Genomic DNA, 19,788 nt, shown 5'->3' with positions numbered 1-19,788 from the left:
CCTCACGAGCTCGGGACGGTTCCCGGACGGTCATCGCCTGCACACAGCCGCGCAGCAGGGTCGCACCACGCCGCTCCCGCCGGCTCAGGACAGGGCGTCGAGCGGCCGGAGGAATCGGCGCTCGTACCGCTTGATGCAGCGGGTGTCACGAGCCAGCTGGAACGCTTCCTGGCACTCCGCGTCGGACATGCTGTCCGTGCGGTACTGCTCGTAAGCGGCCAAGCTGGGAAAGGAGAAGAGTGCGTAGGCGATATCGCTGTCGCCCTCGCTCGGCAGAAAGTAGCCGTGGTGCGTCCCGCCGAAACGGTTGACGAGCCGGACCCAGCGGCGGCCGTACTCTTCGAAATCCTCGAGCTTGTCGGCGTCGATCTCGTACTTCAGATGAACAGTGATCATGCCTGCATCATGCCTGGTGCCGGAGCGTGGGCCAGTGAGCGGAGGACGGGGACAGTTACTGGTCCGCGCGGGTGGTGGCGAGTCGGCAGGCGCCGACGCCGGTCTCGATGGTGTTTCCGCCGAAGGTGAGGCGGTCGAAGACGGCCACGCAGAGGAGCGGCACAATCTTGTTCTCGCACATGACAATGGCCTCACGACGGCAGACCTTCAGTCTTCCTCCGGGAGTGCCCATGACTCACCGGTCACCCGGCGAGAGCAGCGCTCAGCTTCCTCGCCAAGCCAACCGGGTTCGGGTTCGCTGGACGCCGGTGATCCGAGGGTTGCCCACATCCGCAGAAGACAGTTCGCAGGCCCTCCCACCCGCGCGACGACCGGCCCGCGCCAGGCCGGGCCGGTCGTCGTCGAAGGTGCCTCCCACTACCGCAAGTCGCTGCGGCCGGGCCAGCCATCGCGGGATCGGGCCGATGATGCTCGCGGATGATCCGCTACGGCCGTATCGCCACCGCGTCAACCTCGAACAGCATCCCCGGCAGTGCGAGCGAGGCCACGCCGCTCAGCGTCTGGGCCGGCAGCCTGTCGCCAAAGCGGGCGTGCAGCACCTTGCCGAGGATCTCCAGCTTGTCGAGGTCGTGGTCGACGATGAACGTACCGAGGCGGACCACGTGCTCGTACCCGAGGCCGACCCCCTCCAGCGCGGAGCGCAGCCGGTCAAACGCCAGGTTCACCTGGGCCGCGAAATCGCCGGGCACAGGAGCACCGGTGGTGTCGGAGGCGTACTGACCGGCGATGAAGACGGTTTCGCCGGATGCCGAGACAGCGTGGCTGTAGCCGAACGGTGTCGGGTCATGGAGGGCGGCCGGGTTGGTGATCGCGCGCTGATCAGTCGTCATGCCTGCTCCAACACGTGCGTCGGTCTGCCCATTCCATCGGATCAAGGCAGACAGGGACAGATCCATGCGTCTCCCGAGGCACAGCCGTGGCCCCAGACGACGAGGTGCAGCGAGTGGCGATGACGCATGTACCCCTGGAGTACGGCCACCACCATGGGCATGCGGACTCTCCGCGTGTGACTTCATCGAGCAGTAGAGGTTGGCGACAGAGCCACTTTCCGCGAAACGTGCACCGTGAGTGACGGTTGGAGGAGCTGCTGTTCCCGTCGATCGCGGATATCGCGGTGCTGTCGGTGGACGTGGTGCGCCGGGTGCGAGATCGCGCTCCGGTTGTTCGTCGACCGGCTCGGCGGAATTCGTGGCATCGGGCTCGCGTCGACGCATGGCGAGTCCACAGACCAATAGCGACCCTCCGCGACGTCAAGCCGCCAGACGACCGGTCCCCGTCGACGGGCAGGGCGGCGGCGGTCGAGGTTACGGGACAGCGGCCGAGGTTGAAGGACAGCCCTTATAGGCTTCCCAAGTGACGATACCCGCCGAGTCCCAGGACCCGCCGCCCGCCGCCCGGAGCTCGGCCGCGCATGGAGGGCCGCCCGACCGGGGCCGCCCGGCCAACCAGGGGCGCCGGGTCGCGGCCCGGAACCGGACCGCTCTCATCACCGCCGCCCGCGAGGTCTTCGCCGAGCAGGGCCTGAACGCACCTCTGTCCGCCGTCGCCCGCCGTGCCGGGGTGGGGCAGGGCAGTCTGTACCGGCACTTCACCGACCGGGTCGCTCTGGCCTCCGCCGTCCTCGACGAGAACGTCCGACAGATAGAACGGGCCGCCGCCGAACCCGGCGCGAGCCTGGAGAGCGTCCTGGGCGTGATCACCTGGCACCTGAGCCGCTCGACGGCGTTCGTCGACCTCCTGCGGGTCCATGGCGAGCAGGCCCGCGCCCTGTCCGAGCGCGTTCGCACCGCCCTGAACGGGTGCCTGCCCGCTGGTCATCGCCTGTCGCCCGATGACGTCATGCTTGCAGTCGCCATGGTCTCAGGAGCTGTCGCCGGTCCCACCCCGGCGGATCGAGAGTGCCTGGCCCTGCGGGCCTGGCGGCTGCTCGGCGTCGAGGTGGGGCCCTTGCGGCCCTTCGAGACAGCCGTCGACGACTGACCGTCAGCCGCCGTTGGACTGGCGGATCCCCTCGGCGAGCGCGGTGAACCGGTAGATGTACCCGCCGCCGGGGCCGCTGACGGTCATGTAGGCCGCCCGGCCTCCCGGGACGATGGCGACGTTGGTCGCCGACCGCAGACCTTCGGCGTCCTTGGCGGGGACCTCGACAGTGGCGAGGCGCTCCCCGTACTTGCTGTAGACGGCCATGGCCGGTCGGCCGTGCAGTGCCTGGTAGAGGTTGCCGGCGGCATCCACGGCGATGGAGTCGGTCTGGGCCAGGCCGCCGTCGACACGAATGGCCTTGTGCTGCGAGGTCACAGCGGTCCTGTCGGCGTCGAGCGACAGGTAGGAGACGGTGTCCTCGGTGAGTTCGCTGATCCACAGGCCGCGTACCTCGGGGTCGAACATGACCCCGTTGGGGTGGGCGAGCCCGTCGGTCAGGACGATCGTCCCCGTGCCTTCGCGCTCGATGCGCACGATGCGCCCCCCGGTGTCGCCGGGCTTGGTGCCGTGCGAGTCGCTCACGTACAGGTTGCCCTCGTCGTCGAAGGCGATGTCGTCCGGGGTCATCCGCGAGCCGTCGACCTCGCCGGAGAAGAACGTGCGCGGGTCCGCGCCGTCCTGCTCGATGCTGACGACGGAACCGGTGGCGAAGTCGGTGAGGTACAGGCGCCCGTCGTACGGGCTGACCTGAGCGGAAGTGTAGGCACCCGTCCTGTCTGTGTAGACGCCCTGGTGCTCACCGGTGACCACGTCGACGGAGATGACCTTGGACTCGCCCGGGGGCGCGGTGACATCCACGACGTACAGGTCGCCGCTCTCCATCAGGACCGGGCCCTCCAGCAGTGTCATGCCGGTGGCCTCGTGCACGTCGGTCACGTGCGCGACCTGGGTGGCCCGGATGCCTCTGCCCTCTCCGGACGGCGCGGAGTTCGATGCCTGGGCGGCGCCGGTCTCCGTGCCGCATCCGGTCATTGCCAGGAGTCCGATGGCTGCCAGACCCGCCAGGGCGCGGGGTGTGCGGTACGTGGTCATGGGGTGGTGTGGCTCCTTCCTGTCGCGTCCGGGACGTCCGGACGCCGTGTCGTGCAGGAGAAGTGCCCCGGCTGTGGTGCCGGGGTTGTAGGGGGCCCCTTCACTGAGGGGGCGAGCTGCGGGAGGGGCTCGACCGGCAGCGATCAGGCGGCCGACCAGCCGCCGTCGGAGGGCAGGATCGCGCCGTTGATGTTCACCGCGTCCTTGCTGAGCAGGAACGTGATCGAGGCGGCCAGCTCCTCGGCCATGGCCAGGCCGGGGATCGCCACCCGCATCTTCGCGGTGCGGACCGAGCCGTACGGGGCGCCGGCCGGCACGTGGATGCCGGTGGCCACGGCGCCCGGGGCGACGGCGTTCACCTGAACGCCCGTGCCCGCGTACTGGTAGGCCGACGATCTGGTCAGGCCCACCAGGGCGTGCTTGGAGGTCGTGTAGGCGGCGCCGGCCGCCGAGCCGCGCAGGGCGGCCTCGGAGACGACGTTGACGATCCGGCCGCCGCCCGCGGCGAGCATGCCGGGCACGACCGCGCGCATCAGACGCATGGGGCCGTCGACATTGATCCGCAGGACGCGCTCCCAGATCGTGTCGTCGACCTCGTGCACGGCGGCGTCGTCATCCATCACGCCCGCGACGTTCGCCAGGGCGTCCACACGGCCGCCCGCAGCGGCCAGGACGGCGGCTGCGGACGTGGGCGCGGTGATGTCGGCGGTGACGGGCACGACCGCCTCGCCCAGGTCGGCGGCCAGTGCCTCGAGTCCGTCGGTGGACACGTCGACCGCGACGACGCAGCCCCCCTCGCGCACGATGCGCGAGGCCACGGCCCTGCCGATACCGGCGGCCGCGCCGGTGACGACAACGGTCTGGCCACCGAAGCGACCGGCCGTGACCTGCTCGGTCCACGTCTCGGAGGCGCCTTTCCCGACGCCGAGGCCGGGCTCAATGGCCGACACGGTGGCTGCCGGAGGAGCGGTGGGCAACCACTCCGGGACCCGGCCGGTCTCAACGGCGTTGACGAGTGTGTCCACGAGCCTTGGCGGGAACTTTCCGCCCGACATCTTCGCCAGCTGCTCCAACGGCAGACCGAGAGCCGGGGCAAGGGCCTGTTCGCTCTGTCCTTCCGAAGCCAGCAGACCGCGCAGGGTCTGCCCGGCGACAGAATCCGCCAGCCAGTCGCGCAGCGGGGAGGCGGGGGTGAGGTTCGACATCGTGGGCCCTTCGTGTCGTGGCGCTCGGGCAGGGCCGTGTGCGCCGGGACCCACCCCAACCGGACAGTGTTGTCCGGTACTTGGGTTACGGTACCTGTGACCGCGCGGGGTGCCGCGGGGACACTGCCCCACCTCACGCGACCCGGCCGGCGCACCTCCCCCGAGAGAGGAATCCCCCCATGACCCTGCCGCAGCGCGACACTCCGCCCACCCCGCAGCAGACCGCAGACCTCCGCGAGCGCTACCGCATCGAGCGGGAGCGCCGCGTCCGCCCCGAGGGACCGAGCCAATACCGGTCGGCATCCGCGGAGTTCGGCTACTTCGCCGCCGACCCGTACGTCGGCGTGGTGCCGGAGCGCGAGACTCTGCACGACGCCGTGGACGTCGCGGTCATCGGCGGCGGATTCGGCGGGATCCTGGCAGGCGCGCGCCTACGCCGACAGGGTGTGGCAAGGGTGCGCGTCATCGAGAAGGGCGGTGACTTCGGTGGCACCTGGTACTGGAACCGCTACCCGGGAATCCACTGCGACGTCGAGTCGCACGTCTACCTGCCGATGCTCGACGAAACCGGCCACATACCCGGGTGGAAGTACGCCCCGGGCGAGGAGATCCGCAGGCATGCGGTGCGCATCGCCGAGCAGTTCGACCTGTACGAGGACGCTCTCTTCTCCACCTCCGCCTCCTCCCTGACCTGGGACGAGACCGCACACCAGTGGATGGTTGCCACCGACCGCGGCGACGAGTTCCGCGCCACCTACGTCATCACCGCCACCGGCACCCTTACTGAGCCCAAGCTGCCGGGAATCCCCGGCATCGAGGACTACCAAGGCCACACCTTCCACACCTCCCGCTGGGACTACGGCTACACCGGCGGCAGCCCCGAGGGCGGGATGACGGGCCTGGCCGGCAAGCGGGTCGGCGTCGTCGGCACCGGCGCCACCGGCGTGCAGGTCATCCCCTTGCTGGCCGAGGATGCCGGACATCTGTACGTCTTCCAGCGCACCCCTTCCGCCGTGGACGTGCGCGGACAGCGGCACATGACGCCACAGGAGGTCGGGGCGGCCCGCAGGGGCTGGGCGGCCGAGCGCCGGGAGAACTTCCTACGGATCGTGTCCGGGGAGCACACCGAGCATGACCTGGTCGCCGACCGCTGGACGGAGTCGTCAGCCCTGCTCGAGAAGCTCCTCCCGAGCTTCCGCCGTGACGGGGAGCCGGACTTCGAGGTCGCCTACGAGGCAGCCGACCACACCACGATGAACGCCATCCGGGACCGCGTGGACGCCGAGGTCACCGATTCCTCCACCGCCGCGGCCCTCCAGCCCTGGTACCGGTACGCGTGCAAGCGCCCCACGTTCTCCGACCGGTACCTTCCCACGTTCAACCGGAACGACGTCACGCTCGTGGACACCGCCGACAGCCACGGCATCGAGCGCATGACCCCACGTGGCGTCGTCGTGGGCGGTGTGGAGTACGAACTCGACTGCCTGGTGTTCGCCACCGGATTCTCCGTCGGCGTCTCCGGCATCACCTCCGGGAAACTGCCCGTGACCGGCCGCGACGGGATCCGGCTCCTCGACGTACGGACGCAGCGCGGCCCACGCACCCTGCACGGTTTCACCAGCAACGGGTTCCCGAACCTGATCCAGATGGGCTCGCTGCAGAACGCCAGCAGCGTGAACTTCACGCACATCCTGGACGAGCAGGCGGTGCACGCCGCCGCCCTGGTCGCCGCCGCGGAAGAACACGGCGCCGTCGTGGAGCCCACCCGTGAGGCCGAGGACGCCTGGACCGACGTCTGCGCCCAGGGAGCCCCCGACCACGAATGGTTCCACGCCGAGTGCACCCCCGGCTACTACAACCGGGAGGGCCGCGGCCGCCCCAACGGCCCCCTCGCATACCCGCACGGCGCCGTCGCCTTCCACGACCTCCTGCGCCATTGGCGCGCGGAGAACATCGTCGAGGTACTGCAACCCAAGGTCTCCACCCCGGTCTGACGCCCGCCCGACGTGCGTCGCCCGGCGCACACGTGTCGCTGAGAATCTCGGCCAAGGCGCTCGCGGTGAGGCCGGTCCGGATAATGCGGCACAGGTGGGCGGCGGTTTGGTCGACTGCGCGGCCGAGTTGCCTCGGGCAGATCCTCCTTCACACCAAACGAGCGTGGATTCCGACAGCCTTGGTACCTGGAAGGCTGGCCCGCGTCCGACGGATCTCGCTTCAGATCATTCTCCGATCTTCCGCAACCGACGAACTACGCGGCGAGCCCCGCCGATTATTACCTCGACGGGGATCTTTCTCTGCGGTTCAGGCCGCATGTTCTCCGGCTTGTCAATCTCTGAACTTTCTCCTGAACGCTGCCCGGGAAATCCTATACGGACTTGAACTAAGGGCTGTCCCGTAATCCCTGGTGGATCAGCGTGCGGCGTCGGACGCGGTGCATCGCAAGGCGGAGGGACGCCCGAATACTGGATGTATTCGAGCGTTCCGACAACGCGGCGAGGTGCCGTGGCCGTCGTCGCACGCCCACCAGGGATTACGGGACAGCCCTTAGCGGCGGGGTCCGCTATCAGCAGTACCTGCAAGGCTGGCCGCGCGAACTCCCGGCACAGCCCTCCTCCCACTTCGCCTCCTTCTTCCGCGACCACGCCGCACAAGACCTCCAAGCTGCGGACGATCTCGTCCTCACCTTCCAGCAGATCCACGGCGTGGGCCCGTACACGACGGCGATCGCGGATCACGGCCTCCCATGCCTCCCGCGACGGATCGGCCTGGTTCTCAGGTTGGCCAGAAACTCTCGGGGCACGGGCGAACGAGCGACCAGCTATCGAACGAAGGCGTTTCGAATGCGCCACGCTGCACCTCTGGCGCACGCCGCAATATTCGCACTGATGCCCACCATTCCCCTCGCCGTCACCCGTTACGGCGAGCGGCGGAGCCCGTTCTTAGAGCACCCGTGCCATTCGATGACCTGATGGAGGACACGATGCCCCTTCTCCCCGCCCGTGTCTGTGAATGCCTCGGATTCGAACGATTTCGGCCTGCCCCGGCTCCTCCCGCCACTGATGTGCAGGAAGTTGGTGGCTCCGTCCGCCGGTGCCACGCGCAGCATGTCCGCCCCGCACCGGGCCCGTGCGACCGAAGGCTTGTCGGCGGACCGCCGGGCGTCCCCCGGGCGAGAGTGTCGGCTGTGAGGACGTGGGCAAAGCGGGGGCAGGACTTCATGCGCTGCGAAGGGGCGCTGACCCGACTGGGGTTCGGTCAGATGGCGGCCTTGCCCCGCATGGCCGCGATGGTGCTGCGTACGGGGTGGGAGGTCGACCGGCGGACACTGACGGAGGTCGTGGCAGCACAGTCCACCGCCGCATGGGGTCTGGTGGCGGTCAACGGTGTCCTGACGCGGTTGTTCACCGACGGCCCAACCGCGGACAAGCTTCGCGAGTCCCTACCGTTCCTGGTGGTTCTGGCAGTGGTGGCCCTGCTGTCGGCGTGGTCGGCTGCAACGTCCGGGCGGTTGGAGCCGCAGGTGGAGCAGGCGGTGTCGGCCCGCTCGATGCTGCGGCTGACCGTGGGTATGAGCAACGTCCTGGTAGCCCGGGGGTTCTCCGGTCTGGCCTCCCTTGCCGGCCATGGATTGTTGTGGTGGCTGTTGAGCAGTGGTGATCTGCCGCTGGCGGTCGGCGGGACCGCGGTCATCGCCATCTGTACGTGTATCGCGCGGCTGAAGTCGCTGGTGCAGCAGGTCAACCGGCTCTATGAGGAAATACTGTTCCTCTCCGACGCCGAGGACGCCACCGAGGTGGCAGGAAGGCACGTCATCCGGTCCACTGGCACACCGCTGCCGCGACGAACGTGGTCATCGGTGTCGGCGACCAGCCACGGGACATGGACCGGGGCAAGGAGTCCGCGAGTACCGCAGACGTGCTGGACCTCGTCGAGAGTCTCCCGCACGGCTGAGACGCGATCGTCTTCAGAGGGTACGGGCGAAGAGTTCAGCTTTCCGGCGGGCAGTAGGAGAAACCGGGTACGGCTCGGGTCTGGTACCGGACCGCGCCGTTCCTCCTCGTTGACGAGCCCGCCTCGGCTTTCGATCCCCATGCGGAGACCGCCGCGTTTCAGCGTCTGTGGTCACTGGCCGAAGACGATCACACCATTGTGCTGGTCACGCGCCGACTGGCCGCGACGGCGAACGTCGACCGCATCTACGTCCTCGAACTCTTCGGGGGCCTTGCATCGCTCACTCGCAACGCGAGAGTCGTGCAGCCAGCCTGACACGTACAAAGAACTCCCCCGGCCCAGGAGGTTTCCTTGAACACGTCCACTTCCGCTCGGTACACAAGCACCGCTGTGCTGATCAGCAACGGCCGCGGCGAGTATCTCCTGCATCTGAGGGATGCGCACAAGCCGATCTGCGACCCCGGTACCTGGTCCCTGGTCGGCGGCGGGCCCGAGCCAGGCGAGTCCCTGGATGAGGCGATCGCCCGCGAGATCCTCGAAGAGACGGGGCTTGTCCTCTCCGACGTCGCCCCTTACACGACCGTACAGGCCCACGGCCCGAACGTCTCCGAGGGGAACATCCGGGTCTACGCGGCCCGTTGGGAGGGCGCCGCTCATGACCTGCCCGTCACCGAAGGGATCATGTTCGCCTGGTTCGACGTCGCCACCATGGAGCAGCTGTCGATGTGCCGGTGGGCTCATGAGGTGATCAAGGCCCACCACACCGAGCACCCCGCACCGCCGCTGTCCGGGCCACGGGGCGATGCCGGTCAGGGCGAGGCAGGAGCGGTGAAGAACGTGATCGGCGCGCATCTGTTCCTGGAACGCGACGGCCGTACGCTCCTTGGCCTGCGTCACCCGGGTGCGGCGTTCGCGGGCGGCGAGTGGCATGCCCTGGCCGGTCATGTGGAAAGGGAGAGCGTTCGTGCGTGCCTGGTCAGGGAGGCGTATGAGGAGGCCGGGCTCGTCATCGAGCCCGCAGACCTCGCCCTGGTGCACACCGTGCACCTGCTCGACGATCACGAGAACGCCGAACCTCGGATTCAGCTGTTCTTCCGGGCGAGCCGGTGGGCTGGAGAGCCGGAGGTCCGCGAGCCCGACAAGTGCACGGCCTGGCAGTGGTGGCCGCTGGGCGGTCTGCCGGACCCGATGGTCAGCTACACCCGTGCCGCGATCGACGGCATCCTCACCGGCACCGCGTACACCGAGCTCGGCTGGGCACGAGCAGTGCCTGACACCGGTGGCAGGTGAACTGTGGTGCCTACCGAATCCGGCGCGGCCGACTCGGCAGCGGGGGGCCGGCGCGCCGACATGGCGTCGGCGCGCCTGGCGCTGGTCGAACGCCTGCAAGCCGACGGGGTTCCGACCGATCCGCGCCTGCGGGATGTGCTGTCGCGCCTGGACCGCGGCGTGCTGATACCACGGGCGTACGTGCGGCGTAGTGAACAGAGCAGCGAGCCGGTGGTGTGGGAGCTGCTGGACGGAGCACATCCCAAGGACCGGGCCGAGTGGCTGGAGCTCGTGTACTCGGGCGAGTCGGTCCGGGTCCAGCGTGACGGCGAACGGCTGGAGAGTCAGGTCCGTGGCGTGGTGAGCGGGGGCCGGATGACGGCGATGTCGACGTTCACCCCGTACGTGGATGTCCTCCAGAGGATGCGGATCGCTGCCGGACACCAGTACCTGGACCTCGGAACCGGGCCGGGCGTCTCGCTCGCGCTCGCCGCTGCGCTCACCGCGCCCGGCCGGGCGGTCGGTGTCGAACGGGACGAGCACATGGCCGCGTTCGCGCAGAAGACGCTCGACCGGGTCGGCGCCGGCGCGAGGGTGGTGGCCGGTGACGTGGTCGACGGGCACGCTGCGCGGGCGCCGTACGACCGGATCCATTCCGGAATCGGCGTGCCGTGCCTGCCGTCGGCGTGGGTGGACCAGCTCGCTCCCGGCGGACGGCTGGTGACCACGTTGGTGACGCGGACGCCGAGCTGGCCCGGACACTGCCTGGTGACGCGCACGAGGGGAGGGCGTGGAGAAGCTGTCCTGGAGGGCGGTCCTCGCGGCCACCGGCCCCTGCACGGGTACGCCTGGCTCACCGCCGAGCACCACCTGCCCCGGATCGCGGACAGCCCCGGTCTCCCCCGCACCACTGCCTCCGCCCCGCCCGCGGACGAGGCCTACGGGCTCTGGGTGGCGGCCGCGTACCTCGTTCCCGGGGTGGTGCGGCACTTCCAGGCCGGCACACTCACGTTGGTGGCCCCCGAGGAGGACTCCTGGGCCGTGGCCGGTCCCGGTGACGGCACCGTCCGTGTCCATGGTCGGCGTGATGTGTGGGCCGAGTTCGAACACGTCCACGGCCTCTGGGTGCGGGCCGGGTCCCCTACGTCCTTCCACGTCGACATTCCGGACGACGGCGCCCCGCAGCACGTCACCTCCGGGACGGGCACCACTGCCCTCGGATGGGAACTGCCCGCACTCCCCGCCACGCCATGACAGCCCGTCCGCCCCGCACTTCCCCCACGGAAAGAGGATCTGTGACCCTGTTCGCCTCAGTGGCGGCCGACTACGCCCGCTACCGCCCGGGGATTCCCGACGAAGCCGTCCGGCTCCTTGGCGAAACCCTGGACGGCTGCGACCGGCCGACCCTGCTGGACCTGGGTTCGGGCACCGGCCAGGTCCCGGCCGCCCTGCTTCCCGCCGTTCCCAGGATCGCCCGCGTCGACCTCGTCGACCAGGACAGCGGCATGCTCCGCGTTGCCGCCGGGCGACTCCGGTCAGCGCGCGGACAGACCGCAGTGGTCTTCCACGCTGTCCCCGCGGAGACGTTCTCCGCACCGGTCGACGGGTACAGAGCCGATCTCGTCACCTGCGCCCGGTCCTTCCACTGGTTGGACCGCCCCGCCACTCTGGGAATGGCCGACCGGGTCACCAGCCCCACAGCCACGGTGGCGGTCATGGGCGACGGAAGCCTCTGGACGCACGAGGCGCGCTGGACCGAAGCCCTGAAGGCCTTGCTCCAGTCCTGCCTCGGTGACGGGCGGCGGGCCGGTACGAGCGGGGCGTACGCCGAACCCAGCAGCCGCTACGAGGACGACCTCGCCGAGTCCGCTTTCGGCAAGGTCACCGAGCACCGCTTCCCTGTCCGCCGCGCATGGACACCCGATCAGGTCGTCGGCTACCTGCGCAGCACGAGCTTCGCCCGCCCCGCCCTGTTCCATGAACCCGGCACTCCGCCCGGACAGGCCGGCCGTCGGCATGCCCGGTTCGAACGGGAAGCGCGCGTGCTCCTGGAGGAGTACGCGCACGGCGAAGGGCTCGTCGAGGACGCCGTGTTCACCGTGCTGCTCGCCCGCCGCGGTGGTGCGGTGTGAACGCGGGGCGGCACACCGAGCCGGTGGATGTCCACCTGATCCTGCGCCGTGACGGCCAGGACGGGCCGGAGGTACTGTTGTCCCGCCGAGCCGGTTCCGTCTATGCCGCTGGCCTGTGGCACTTCGTTTCCGGACATCTCAACGGCCCCGAAGAGGACGTGGTCGGCGCTCTGATCCGCGAGGCGGCGGAAGAGGCCGACGTGTCCATCGACCCGGCGGACGTCCGCTTCGCGGTCGCCGTGCACCACCGTAGTCCTGCAGGCGGGTCCAGGACGGGGATGTTCTTCGAGGTCCGCACCTGGCAGGGCACACCCGGTGTCCGTGAGCCGGCTGTGTGTGACGCGATGGGCTGGTTCCCGCTCAACGCCCTGCCGGAGACTATGGTCGCGTACTGCCGGGCCGGGCTGGACGCCTACCGGTCCGGCCGGCTGATGGCTGTGCACTTCCAGGAGCCCGGGGACCCGATCGCCTACACCCCGGCCCTCGACCGGTGCCGCCCCTTCCCGGCAGTGGGGACGGGCGGGCCGGACAACCGTGCGCTGTTCGAGCCCCACACGAGCGAGGCGGCAGCGCCGCTCCACCGCGAGCCGGGCTTCGTGGGCAGCCCGGCGCTGCTGCGGATGACGGCGGCCGCTGCACAGTTGACCGTTCCGGGCATGCGGCCGAGCAGCGAGGCCGTCAGTCCCTCGACGGCGCTGGAGCACTATGCCGAAACAGTGCCCAAGGCCACTATGTGGGGATGTCTCTACTTCACTGACGAGGACGACCGGCCGCTCCAGGTCCACTCCGTCTACTCCCCCGCGTATCCGTGGCAGCTGGTGGGCGGCACGACGGACCCTGGTGAGCACCCCTGGCAGACGGCCGTGCGGGAGTGCGGGGAAGAGATCGGGATCACGCCGACCGGGCCGCCCCGGCTCCTGGCCACGGTGTACAGCCCGCCCGGCGGCGGATGGCCCTGCAGCACGATCGGCTGCGTCTTCGAAGGCGGCCGGCTCACCGCAGAGCAGATCCGTGGGATCTCCTTGAACGCGGAGGAACACGACGAGGTCCGCGTCCTGCCGATGGCCGGGTGGAAAGAGCTGATGCCGCCTGGCGACTTCGCCCGCCTGACCGCCGTGGAGGAGGCGCGCCGGACCGGTGTGGCCGCGTACATCGATTCCTGGGGCTGGGGGAACACTTGAGCATCATCCTGATGGCCGAACCGCGGGTGGCCGCGGCGCCGGTCCGCGACTGCGGCGAGCCGCTCGTCGATCTCCGGTCGGGTCCGGAGGCCCTGCTGGTCGACGGGCGCAGGGGCGACCCCGACGGGGCCTTCGCACACCTGCGTCAACGCGTCCGTGACCGGTTGCTGGGTGCCCAGCGCCATCTGCCCGAAGGGCAACGTGTGCTGGTCGTCGAGGGATACCGGCCCCCCCTGCCCTGCAGCAGGAGTTCTTCGAGCGGTACGCACAGAGCCTTCGTGCACTGCATCCGGACCGGACGCCGCAGGAGGTGCGGACCGCGGCCAGCCGCTATGCGTCTCCCCCGGAGACCGCCCCGCACAGTGCCGGCGCCGCCGTTGATCTGACCAAGTCCTCCCGGTCGGGCACGCCCGCGGGGCGCCGGGGCCGTCCGGACCGATCAGACGTCAAAGACCGCAAGACGAAGAGGAGCGCGGAGCGTTGAAGCATGTCCGGAAGGGCACCTGGCAGAAGCACTACGACGCGGGGCAGGGGTTTCGTCCACTGAGCGACGCCGAACGGGCACTACTGGCCGAGCACGTTCCGGCACCCGAGGGCGGACGGGCCCTCGACGTCGGATCCGGAACCGGTGAACTCGCCGTCGAGCTGGCCCGCATGGGATATCACGTCGACGCGATCGACTTCACCCGAGGCGCCCTCGTCCGGGCCCGTGCGGAGCACCCCGAGGCGCAGGGAGTGCGCTGGCTGTGCCTGGACATCGAACATGACCCGCTGCCCAGCCCGCCCGAGGGGGAAAAGGGCGGCTACGACCTCGTCACCCTGCGGCTGAGTGCTGCATTCATCCAAGCTCGCTCGCGCGTCCTGCGCGCTCTGGGCACGCAGTTGCGTGACGGCGGCGCGGTCGTCGTCATCACGCCGGTCGTGGAACACACCCCGCAGGGGCGTCGACATATTGCCCTGGACGAGGACGAACTCAGCCAGATCACGGACGGTTTCGAGGAGGCCGCGAGGTTCGATGCGCAGGGCCTGGCGGTGCTGGTGCTGCGAGGGGCGGGCGGGTCGTTCACCGCGGTGGAGAAGGGCCGGCCTGCCCCGCAAGCGGTCATGGGCGCTGCGGCCGTGGTCACCAACGCCTCCGGAGACGTCCTTCTGGGCCGTTCCATCCGGGGCATGTGGGAACTGCCCGGCGGCCGTGTCGAGGCGGGCGAGTCCGCACAGGCGGCCGCCGTACGGGAGTTGGCGGAGGAGACTGGTCTGACCGCGTACGAGGAGGACGCCCACGTCATCACGATCCTGCACGACGACCGGCTGGACATGCGCCGCATCTCTCCGGTCATCCGTGTCACCGACTGGGAAGGCGAGCCGGTACTACGGGAGCCGGAGAGGTTCTCGCGCTGGGAGTGGCACCCGCCGCACACCCTGGCAACGCTGGGGAGGATCTTCATGCCTTCCGCCCAGGCGCTGAACGCGGTGTGGCCAGGGACGCTGCCAGGGCTGCCGCCCATCCATTCGTACCCGTGCGCCATTGCCGTCCCTGCCCGTGCCCGGCGAGCCGGCCGAGGCCACGCGGCTGCGCGCCCGGATGGCTGATGCCGTGGTGGCCAAGGGCCGGCCTCGTTCCCCAGGGCGGATTCGACGGGAGCGTGATCACCTACAGCGTATGGGACATCGCCCCGGCGTGGCGCGGGCAGCTCACCGAGGGCGGCGCCTCGTCCTGCCGCTGGAGATCGGCGGCCATACCCGGGCCATCACGTTCCGGCGTACCGGGGATGTCCTGCATGCGGAGAGGTTCACGCACTGCGGGTTCGTCCGCGCCCAGGGTGAGCACGCACGTGCCGTCCCGGTCGTCGGCCTTCTCTGCGGTGAGCTGCTCCGGTTCGAGGACAGCGACCCCGCCCCCACTCAGGGGCCGGAGGAGGCGTCACGCGGTCGCCACCGGGGTGAAGATGAGCAGCGGTTTCCATTTCGGCTCGATCCAGCTCTACATGGCCACGGCCTTGCCCGACTTCTGCCGTCTGTCCGCCCACCGGAACACAGGAACCGGCGTCACCCTGATCGCGAAGGACGGCGACGCCCCGGCGATCCTCGGCGATGCCTCACTGGCCTACCTCGTCCATGTCCGGACCCGGCACGGCGACAGTCCGGCCGGCAAGGAATGGGAGTGGGTTGTCCATGCGTTCGGAGGGCAAGGTCCGCAGCTCGCCGAGCAGTTGGCGGCCACGGTACGGGCCTGGAACCGTGACGTGCGCGACGGCGGCGGCGACCCGGCGCTGAGTGTCTATCCGGCCGGAACGCCCGACCGTCTGCTGCCCGTGGGAGATGTGGTGGACAGACCGTTGTCACGCATGGTGTTCGGGTGGCCGGGCCGTGACGTGGCCCTCCACGCCCCCGTTGAGCACGGCGGAACGCTCACCGCGGCCGTGGAGGGCATGTGATCATCTGGCTCAACGGTCTGTTCGGCGGCGGCAAGAGCACCCTCGCCATCAATTCGCGCGGGGCGACAACCGGCACTTCATCGCCGGCCCGGAGGCCGTCGGTGGTGTTCTGCCGGACCGCGCTCGCCGGTCACGCACGCTGCCCGGGAGGCGGCCAGGAGCAGCCTCTCCGGCGGACCCTGACCACCGAACTGGTCAGCGATCTGGCCCGGTATGCCGGCGGCCCCGTCATCGTGCCGATGACCGTCTTCAAACCCGCATACGCGGCTGAGGCGTCCACCCCGCTGCGCCAGGGTGGCGGCTGTCTGGCTGTATGCGGACGGGCGCGTGATCAGCACCACCAGGGTACGCCCCCGACCAGACCCTGCGGGCGGCCCTCGCCCTCCTGTACACCACCAGCTGACCCACCACCCCGACCTCTGAAAGCCGACCATCACCATGAGCAGCACCGTCACCACCCGGCCCGTTCGACTGGGCACCCGGCCCAGCCCCATGGCCCTGGAGCAGACCGGGCGTTTCGCCGAGCTCTTCCGCGACCGCTACCCCGAGACCGGTCTGGACATCGTCACGATCACGTCCGAGGGCGACCGGCACCGCGGCCCGCTCTCCCAGATCGGCGGGAAGGGCGCCTTCACCCGGTCCGCCGACGCCCTCCTTCTCGACGGCCGGATCGAAGCAGCCATCGCCTGCGCCAAGGACCTGCCCGGCCCACACGACCGGGCCCCGGGCATCACCGTCGGCGCCGTCCTGCCCCGCGAGGACGCCCGCGACGTCCTCGTCCTCCCCGCCGGGCACCCGCCGACCACGCTCGCCGAACTCCCGCCCGGCACCCGGGTCGGCACAAGCGCACCCCGACGGGCAGCACTCCTGCGCGCCCTGTACCCCAGGCTGGTAGCGGTGCCTATCAGGGGCAACGCCGACTCCCGGCTGGCCGGCCTCGACACAGGGGCCCTCGGTGTGGACGTCATGATCGCCGCGCTGGCCGGGCTGCGCCGCCTGGACCTCGCCGAGCGGGCCTCACAGATCCTCGATCCGGCCCAGTGGCTGCCCGCGTCGGGAGCGGGGATCGTCGCGATCGAGCACCGTAGCGACGATCCCGTCACCGGGAATCTACTGGCCCCGCTCACCCACGGTCCTACCCGCGTCATGTTGGACGCCGAACGCGCCGCGCTCGCCACCCTGTGCGGTAGTTGCCTGACCGCCGCGTCCGTCCATGCCGTCCACGACCCGACAGCCGGGAACGTGACCGTGCACGCCGTCGTCCTCGATCCGGCCGGCGGCACCCGGATCCGCACGACCGCCTCGGGCCCCGCCACCCACGCGACCCACACCGGACGGCGCGCGGGCCGGCAGCTCCTCGACGCGGGCGCAGCCGCTCTCCTGAGTTCCCCGTCATAACAGGTCACACGGTCCGGCAGCAGCTCCGGGCGGTGTTCGCTCCGCCCCGGGATCCGGCCGAGCAGAAACCGATATGCCGGGCTCATACCGTCGCGGCCACCCCACGTTGCGGCCCACGGGCCCGAGATGTGGGGTGGCAGGGGGCGTACCCTCAGCCGCCGTGCGGGAGAACGCTGGGTGAGGATGATCCGCGCGCCCAAGAGCGAGCAGGGACGCAGGACCCCTGCGCCTGCTCGCCGACCGCCTCGGCATCACCGAGCACGTCATCCGACTCGGCGCCGTATGGCAGAAGGATCTCGTGGACAGCGTGCTGGCCGGCGCACGTGCCTTCGTGTCGGTTGAGCCGCTTGTACCGATCTCCATTCTGGAGGGCCGTCAACACGGCCTCCCGATGGTGCTCACCGACATCCCCGGCCACCTCGACGGCGCCGACACCTCTCCGGCCGCCTTCGTGCCGTCGACGACACCGAAGCATTCGCTCAGCACGCCCTCGCCCTGCTCAGCGACGCTCGCCCCCGTCGGCCCGACACGACCACCCTCCGGGGCGAATGGGAGCGCTACGCCCGCGAGTTCCTCGCCATCGTCGCAGCCGCTGCCCGCACCGTCGCCGCTTCGCGGCGGGCGAGGTCGGCGCGGGCGGTCAGGTGGCCGTCAACGAGGTGCGGGCAGACGTAGTAGCCGTACTTGCGGCGGGCTGGGGGCCTGTACGCCGCGAAGGAATGAGTGAATCCACAGGCCTCGTTCGGACAGCCAGAGGGCCCGGCTTGTCGAATGCCGCATCCCGGGCTGCATCCCGCTGATCCATTCATCGATGGTTCCGGGTGTCCACGTGCCAGACGGTCAGCACCGTAGCCGACAGCGCCGAGGCCGTGGTGCCGAGGTGGGGCGGTCGCCGTCGCGGGTGAGCAGACCGGTGAAACGCGCCGTGGGCCGTACCCGGGTGGCATGAAGCAGGACCATGTCCGCGCCTTCGGGGCGTGGGTGCGGGCAGCGTCCACGCAGCCGGGCCGGGTGCCCTCGACGAACCTGACCACCACGGCCATGGGGTCAGCCCCCTTGGATCGCGGTCAGTGAGACCCACAGTGCCAGCACCGCGGCGCCCAGACTCGCCGGTACGGCATACAGGCCGAGCCGGGTGAACTCCTTCAGCTCCACCTCGGCGTCGTGGGCATGGACGATGCGCCGCCACAACAGGGTGGCCAGCGAGCCGGCATAGGTGAGGTTCGGCCCGATGTTCACCCCGAGCAGCACAGCGAGAATGGCGCCGGGCCCGGACGGGGCGGTCAGCGGCAGCAGCACCAGCACCGCGGGCAGGTTGTTGATCACGTTGGCCAGGACGGTGGCAAGCACCGCGAGGCCCAGCAGGGCGGCCAGGCCGGTGCCGTCCGGGATCAGGTACCCGAGGGCAGTGTCGAGGCCGTTGTCGACGACGGCGCGGACCACGATGCCCAGGGCCAGGACGAAGACGAGGAACGGCACCGCGCTCGCGCGCAGGATGGCGACAGGCGTGGTGCGGCGCTGGGCCAGGGCACGGACCGCGAGGACGGCGGCGCCCGCGAACGCCGCCCAGGCGGGGTTGGTCCCGACTGCGGACGTCACCACGAACCCGGCCAGCGTGCATGCCACGGTGGCCAGCGCGAATACCGGCACCTCGCGCGGTTCCGCGGTGGCCGGGGCCGTGGCGCCGGCGTCCAGGTCGGTGGCGAAGAACCGGCGGAAGACGACGTACTCGACGGCGATGGCCACCAGCCAGGGCAGGGTCATCAGGGCGGCGAACCGGGTGAAGCTCAGCCCGCTGGCGGCGAACGCCAGCAGGTTGGTCAGGTTGGAGACCGGCAGCAGCAACGACGCGGTGTTCGACAGATGGGTGCACGCGTACACGTGCGGCCTGGACCGAGCCCCGAGCCGGGCGGCGGTGGCGAACACCACCGGGGTCAGCAGCACGATGGTGGCGTCCAGGCTGAGCACCGCGGTGATCACCGAGGCGAGGGCAAAGACCTGTACCAGCAGGCGGCGCGGCCGGCCTGCCGCAGTGCGGGCCATCCACGCCCCGCATGCGTGGAACAGGCCCTCGTCGTCGCACAGCTGTGCCAGGACCAGCACGGCGGCCAGGAACCCGATCACCGGCCCCAGCCGGGCGGCCTCGTCGGCCGCGTGGGCCAGCGAGATCGCCCCGGTGGCAATGACGACACCGGCGGCCGGAACTGCGACGGCGGCCTCCGGCCAGCCGAACGGGCGGACGACCGCGCATGCCAGCACGACCGCAAGAAGAACGGCGGAGAGGGCCTCCGCCAGCGCAGTACTCACCGCGCTATCTTCTCCGGCCGGGCGGCTCGGCGACGGGGAGGTCGGCCGGGAAATCCCCGCGGTTTCCTTGGCTTCGGCCAGCGCCCAGTACAGAGAAGCGACACGGGGACCTGTGACCGGCCTTGGGGGAGCATCGGTGCGGCGGCACTCGGCCGGGTCGGCCTTGCCGGCCAGTCGCCCTCTTGGCCTGGGAGAACATGGGCCTGGAGGCGTTCGCCGAGGTCGATCCCCTCCGAGTGATCGGGGTGTCGGGGCGGCGGATGCGGACGGGCTTGGGCCGGTGGGGCAGGTTGTCGTCTGCGGCGGCCTGCTCGGCTTCGGCGAGCGCCCGCTCCGGAGCCGATGCCTCCGCTGGATGAGAAGGCTCTGGCCGACGTTCAGGCCGCCACTGCGGTACTCGTCCGCCGGGGCAAGGTGTCCGAGCCGGTGGGTGCGATGG

Annotated in this window: 15 protein-coding genes and 1 pseudogene; 10 read left to right on the top strand and 6 right to left on the bottom strand. The window is 70.3% G+C overall.

What is annotated here, in order from left to right:
• Positions 1-84: 84 nt before the first annotated feature.
• The 3 genes from GA0115234_RS01630 to GA0115234_RS01625 form a co-directional block, all read right to left on the bottom strand.
• A complete protein-coding gene (locus tag GA0115234_RS01630; RefSeq protein ID WP_093539004.1) occupies positions 85-396 on the bottom strand; it encodes an NIPSNAP family protein in 312 nt (103 codons plus the stop codon).
• A gap of 55 nt (positions 397-451) precedes the next feature.
• On the bottom strand, positions 452-577 hold the full coding sequence (locus tag GA0115234_RS43075; RefSeq protein ID WP_343335921.1) for a hypothetical protein: 126 nt from the start codon (positions 575-577) through the stop codon (positions 452-454).
• Between the two features lie 304 nt (positions 578-881).
• On the bottom strand, positions 882-1,286 hold the full coding sequence (locus GA0115234_RS01625) for a RidA family protein (RefSeq protein ID WP_093539003.1): 405 nt from the start codon (positions 1,284-1,286) through the stop codon (positions 882-884).
• A gap of 529 nt (positions 1,287-1,815) precedes the next feature.
• On the opposite strand from GA0115234_RS01625, the gene GA0115234_RS01620 reads away from it, so the two are divergent.
• A complete protein-coding gene (locus GA0115234_RS01620; RefSeq protein ID WP_093539044.1) occupies positions 1,816-2,436 on the top strand; it encodes a TetR/AcrR family transcriptional regulator in 621 nt (206 codons plus the stop codon).
• 3 nt (positions 2,437-2,439) lie between these two features.
• Here GA0115234_RS01620 and GA0115234_RS01615 read toward each other — a convergent pair whose 3' ends face one another.
• Both GA0115234_RS01615 and GA0115234_RS01610 read right to left on the bottom strand, forming a co-directional pair.
• The gene (locus tag GA0115234_RS01615; protein WP_093539002.1) at positions 2,440-3,471 is read right to left on the bottom strand and encodes an SMP-30/gluconolactonase/LRE family protein; all 1,032 of its coding nucleotides are present in this window, start codon (positions 3,469-3,471) and stop codon (positions 2,440-2,442) included.
• Positions 3,472-3,614: 143 nt separating this feature from the next.
• Entirely contained in the window at positions 3,615-4,676 is a 1,062-nt protein-coding gene (locus GA0115234_RS01610; RefSeq protein ID WP_093539001.1) for an SDR family NAD(P)-dependent oxidoreductase, read from the bottom strand.
• 179 nt (positions 4,677-4,855) lie between these two features.
• On the opposite strand from GA0115234_RS01610, the gene GA0115234_RS01605 reads away from it, so the two are divergent.
• The 9 genes and pseudogenes from GA0115234_RS01605 to hemC all read left to right on the top strand — a co-directional run bounded on the left by GA0115234_RS01605 (position 4,856) and on the right by hemC (position 17,042).
• Positions 4,856-6,670, top strand: a complete 1,815-nt coding sequence (locus tag GA0115234_RS01605; protein WP_093539000.1) for a flavin-containing monooxygenase — start codon at positions 4,856-4,858, stop codon at positions 6,668-6,670.
• Between the two features lie 2,308 nt (positions 6,671-8,978).
• Complete coding sequence (locus tag GA0115234_RS01595) at positions 8,979-9,917, top strand: NUDIX hydrolase (RefSeq protein WP_093538999.1); 939 nt, start codon at positions 8,979-8,981, stop codon at positions 9,915-9,917.
• A gap of 6 nt (positions 9,918-9,923) precedes the next feature.
• A complete protein-coding gene (locus GA0115234_RS01590) occupies positions 9,924-11,150 on the top strand; it encodes a methyltransferase (protein ID WP_256088535.1) in 1,227 nt (408 codons plus the stop codon).
• 41 nt (positions 11,151-11,191) lie between these two features.
• Entirely contained in the window at positions 11,192-12,028 is an 837-nt protein-coding gene (locus tag GA0115234_RS01585; protein WP_093538998.1) for a class I SAM-dependent methyltransferase, read from the top strand.
• A gap of 23 nt (positions 12,029-12,051) precedes the next feature.
• Positions 12,052-13,209, top strand: a complete 1,158-nt coding sequence (locus tag GA0115234_RS43070) for an NUDIX domain-containing protein (protein WP_256088533.1) — start codon at positions 12,052-12,054, stop codon at positions 13,207-13,209.
• Between the two features lie 11 nt (positions 13,210-13,220).
• A pseudogene (locus GA0115234_RS43065) lies at positions 13,221-13,615 on the top strand (D-alanyl-D-alanine carboxypeptidase family protein); the annotation flags it as partial.
• 74 nt (positions 13,616-13,689) lie between these two features.
• Complete coding sequence (locus GA0115234_RS44225; protein ID WP_093538997.1) at positions 13,690-14,799, top strand: bifunctional class I SAM-dependent methyltransferase/NUDIX hydrolase; 1,110 nt, start codon at positions 13,690-13,692, stop codon at positions 14,797-14,799.
• Positions 14,800-15,155: 356 nt separating this feature from the next.
• Positions 15,156-15,644 (top strand): hypothetical protein, encoded by a 489-nt coding sequence (locus tag GA0115234_RS44220; protein ID WP_141718363.1) that lies wholly within the window; start codon positions 15,156-15,158, stop codon positions 15,642-15,644.
• Between the two features lie 438 nt (positions 15,645-16,082).
• Positions 16,083-17,042, top strand: a complete 960-nt coding sequence (gene hemC, locus GA0115234_RS01560; protein ID WP_093538995.1) for a hydroxymethylbilane synthase — start codon at positions 16,083-16,085, stop codon at positions 17,040-17,042.
• Between the two features lie 1,047 nt (positions 17,043-18,089).
• Here hemC and GA0115234_RS01555 read toward each other — a convergent pair.
• Entirely contained in the window at positions 18,090-19,349 is a 1,260-nt protein-coding gene (locus GA0115234_RS01555; protein ID WP_093538994.1) for an SLC13 family permease, read from the bottom strand.
• Between the last annotated feature and the right edge of the window lie 439 nt (positions 19,350-19,788).

Origin of the sequence: Streptomyces sp. DvalAA-43 (assembly GCF_900091725.1) — a bacterium.
GTDB classification, from domain to species: domain Bacteria; phylum Actinomycetota; class Actinomycetes; order Streptomycetales; family Streptomycetaceae; genus Streptomyces; species Streptomyces pulveraceus.
Note: the sequence above shows the minus strand (reverse complement) of the source record. Positions and strands in the feature narration are given on the sequence as shown.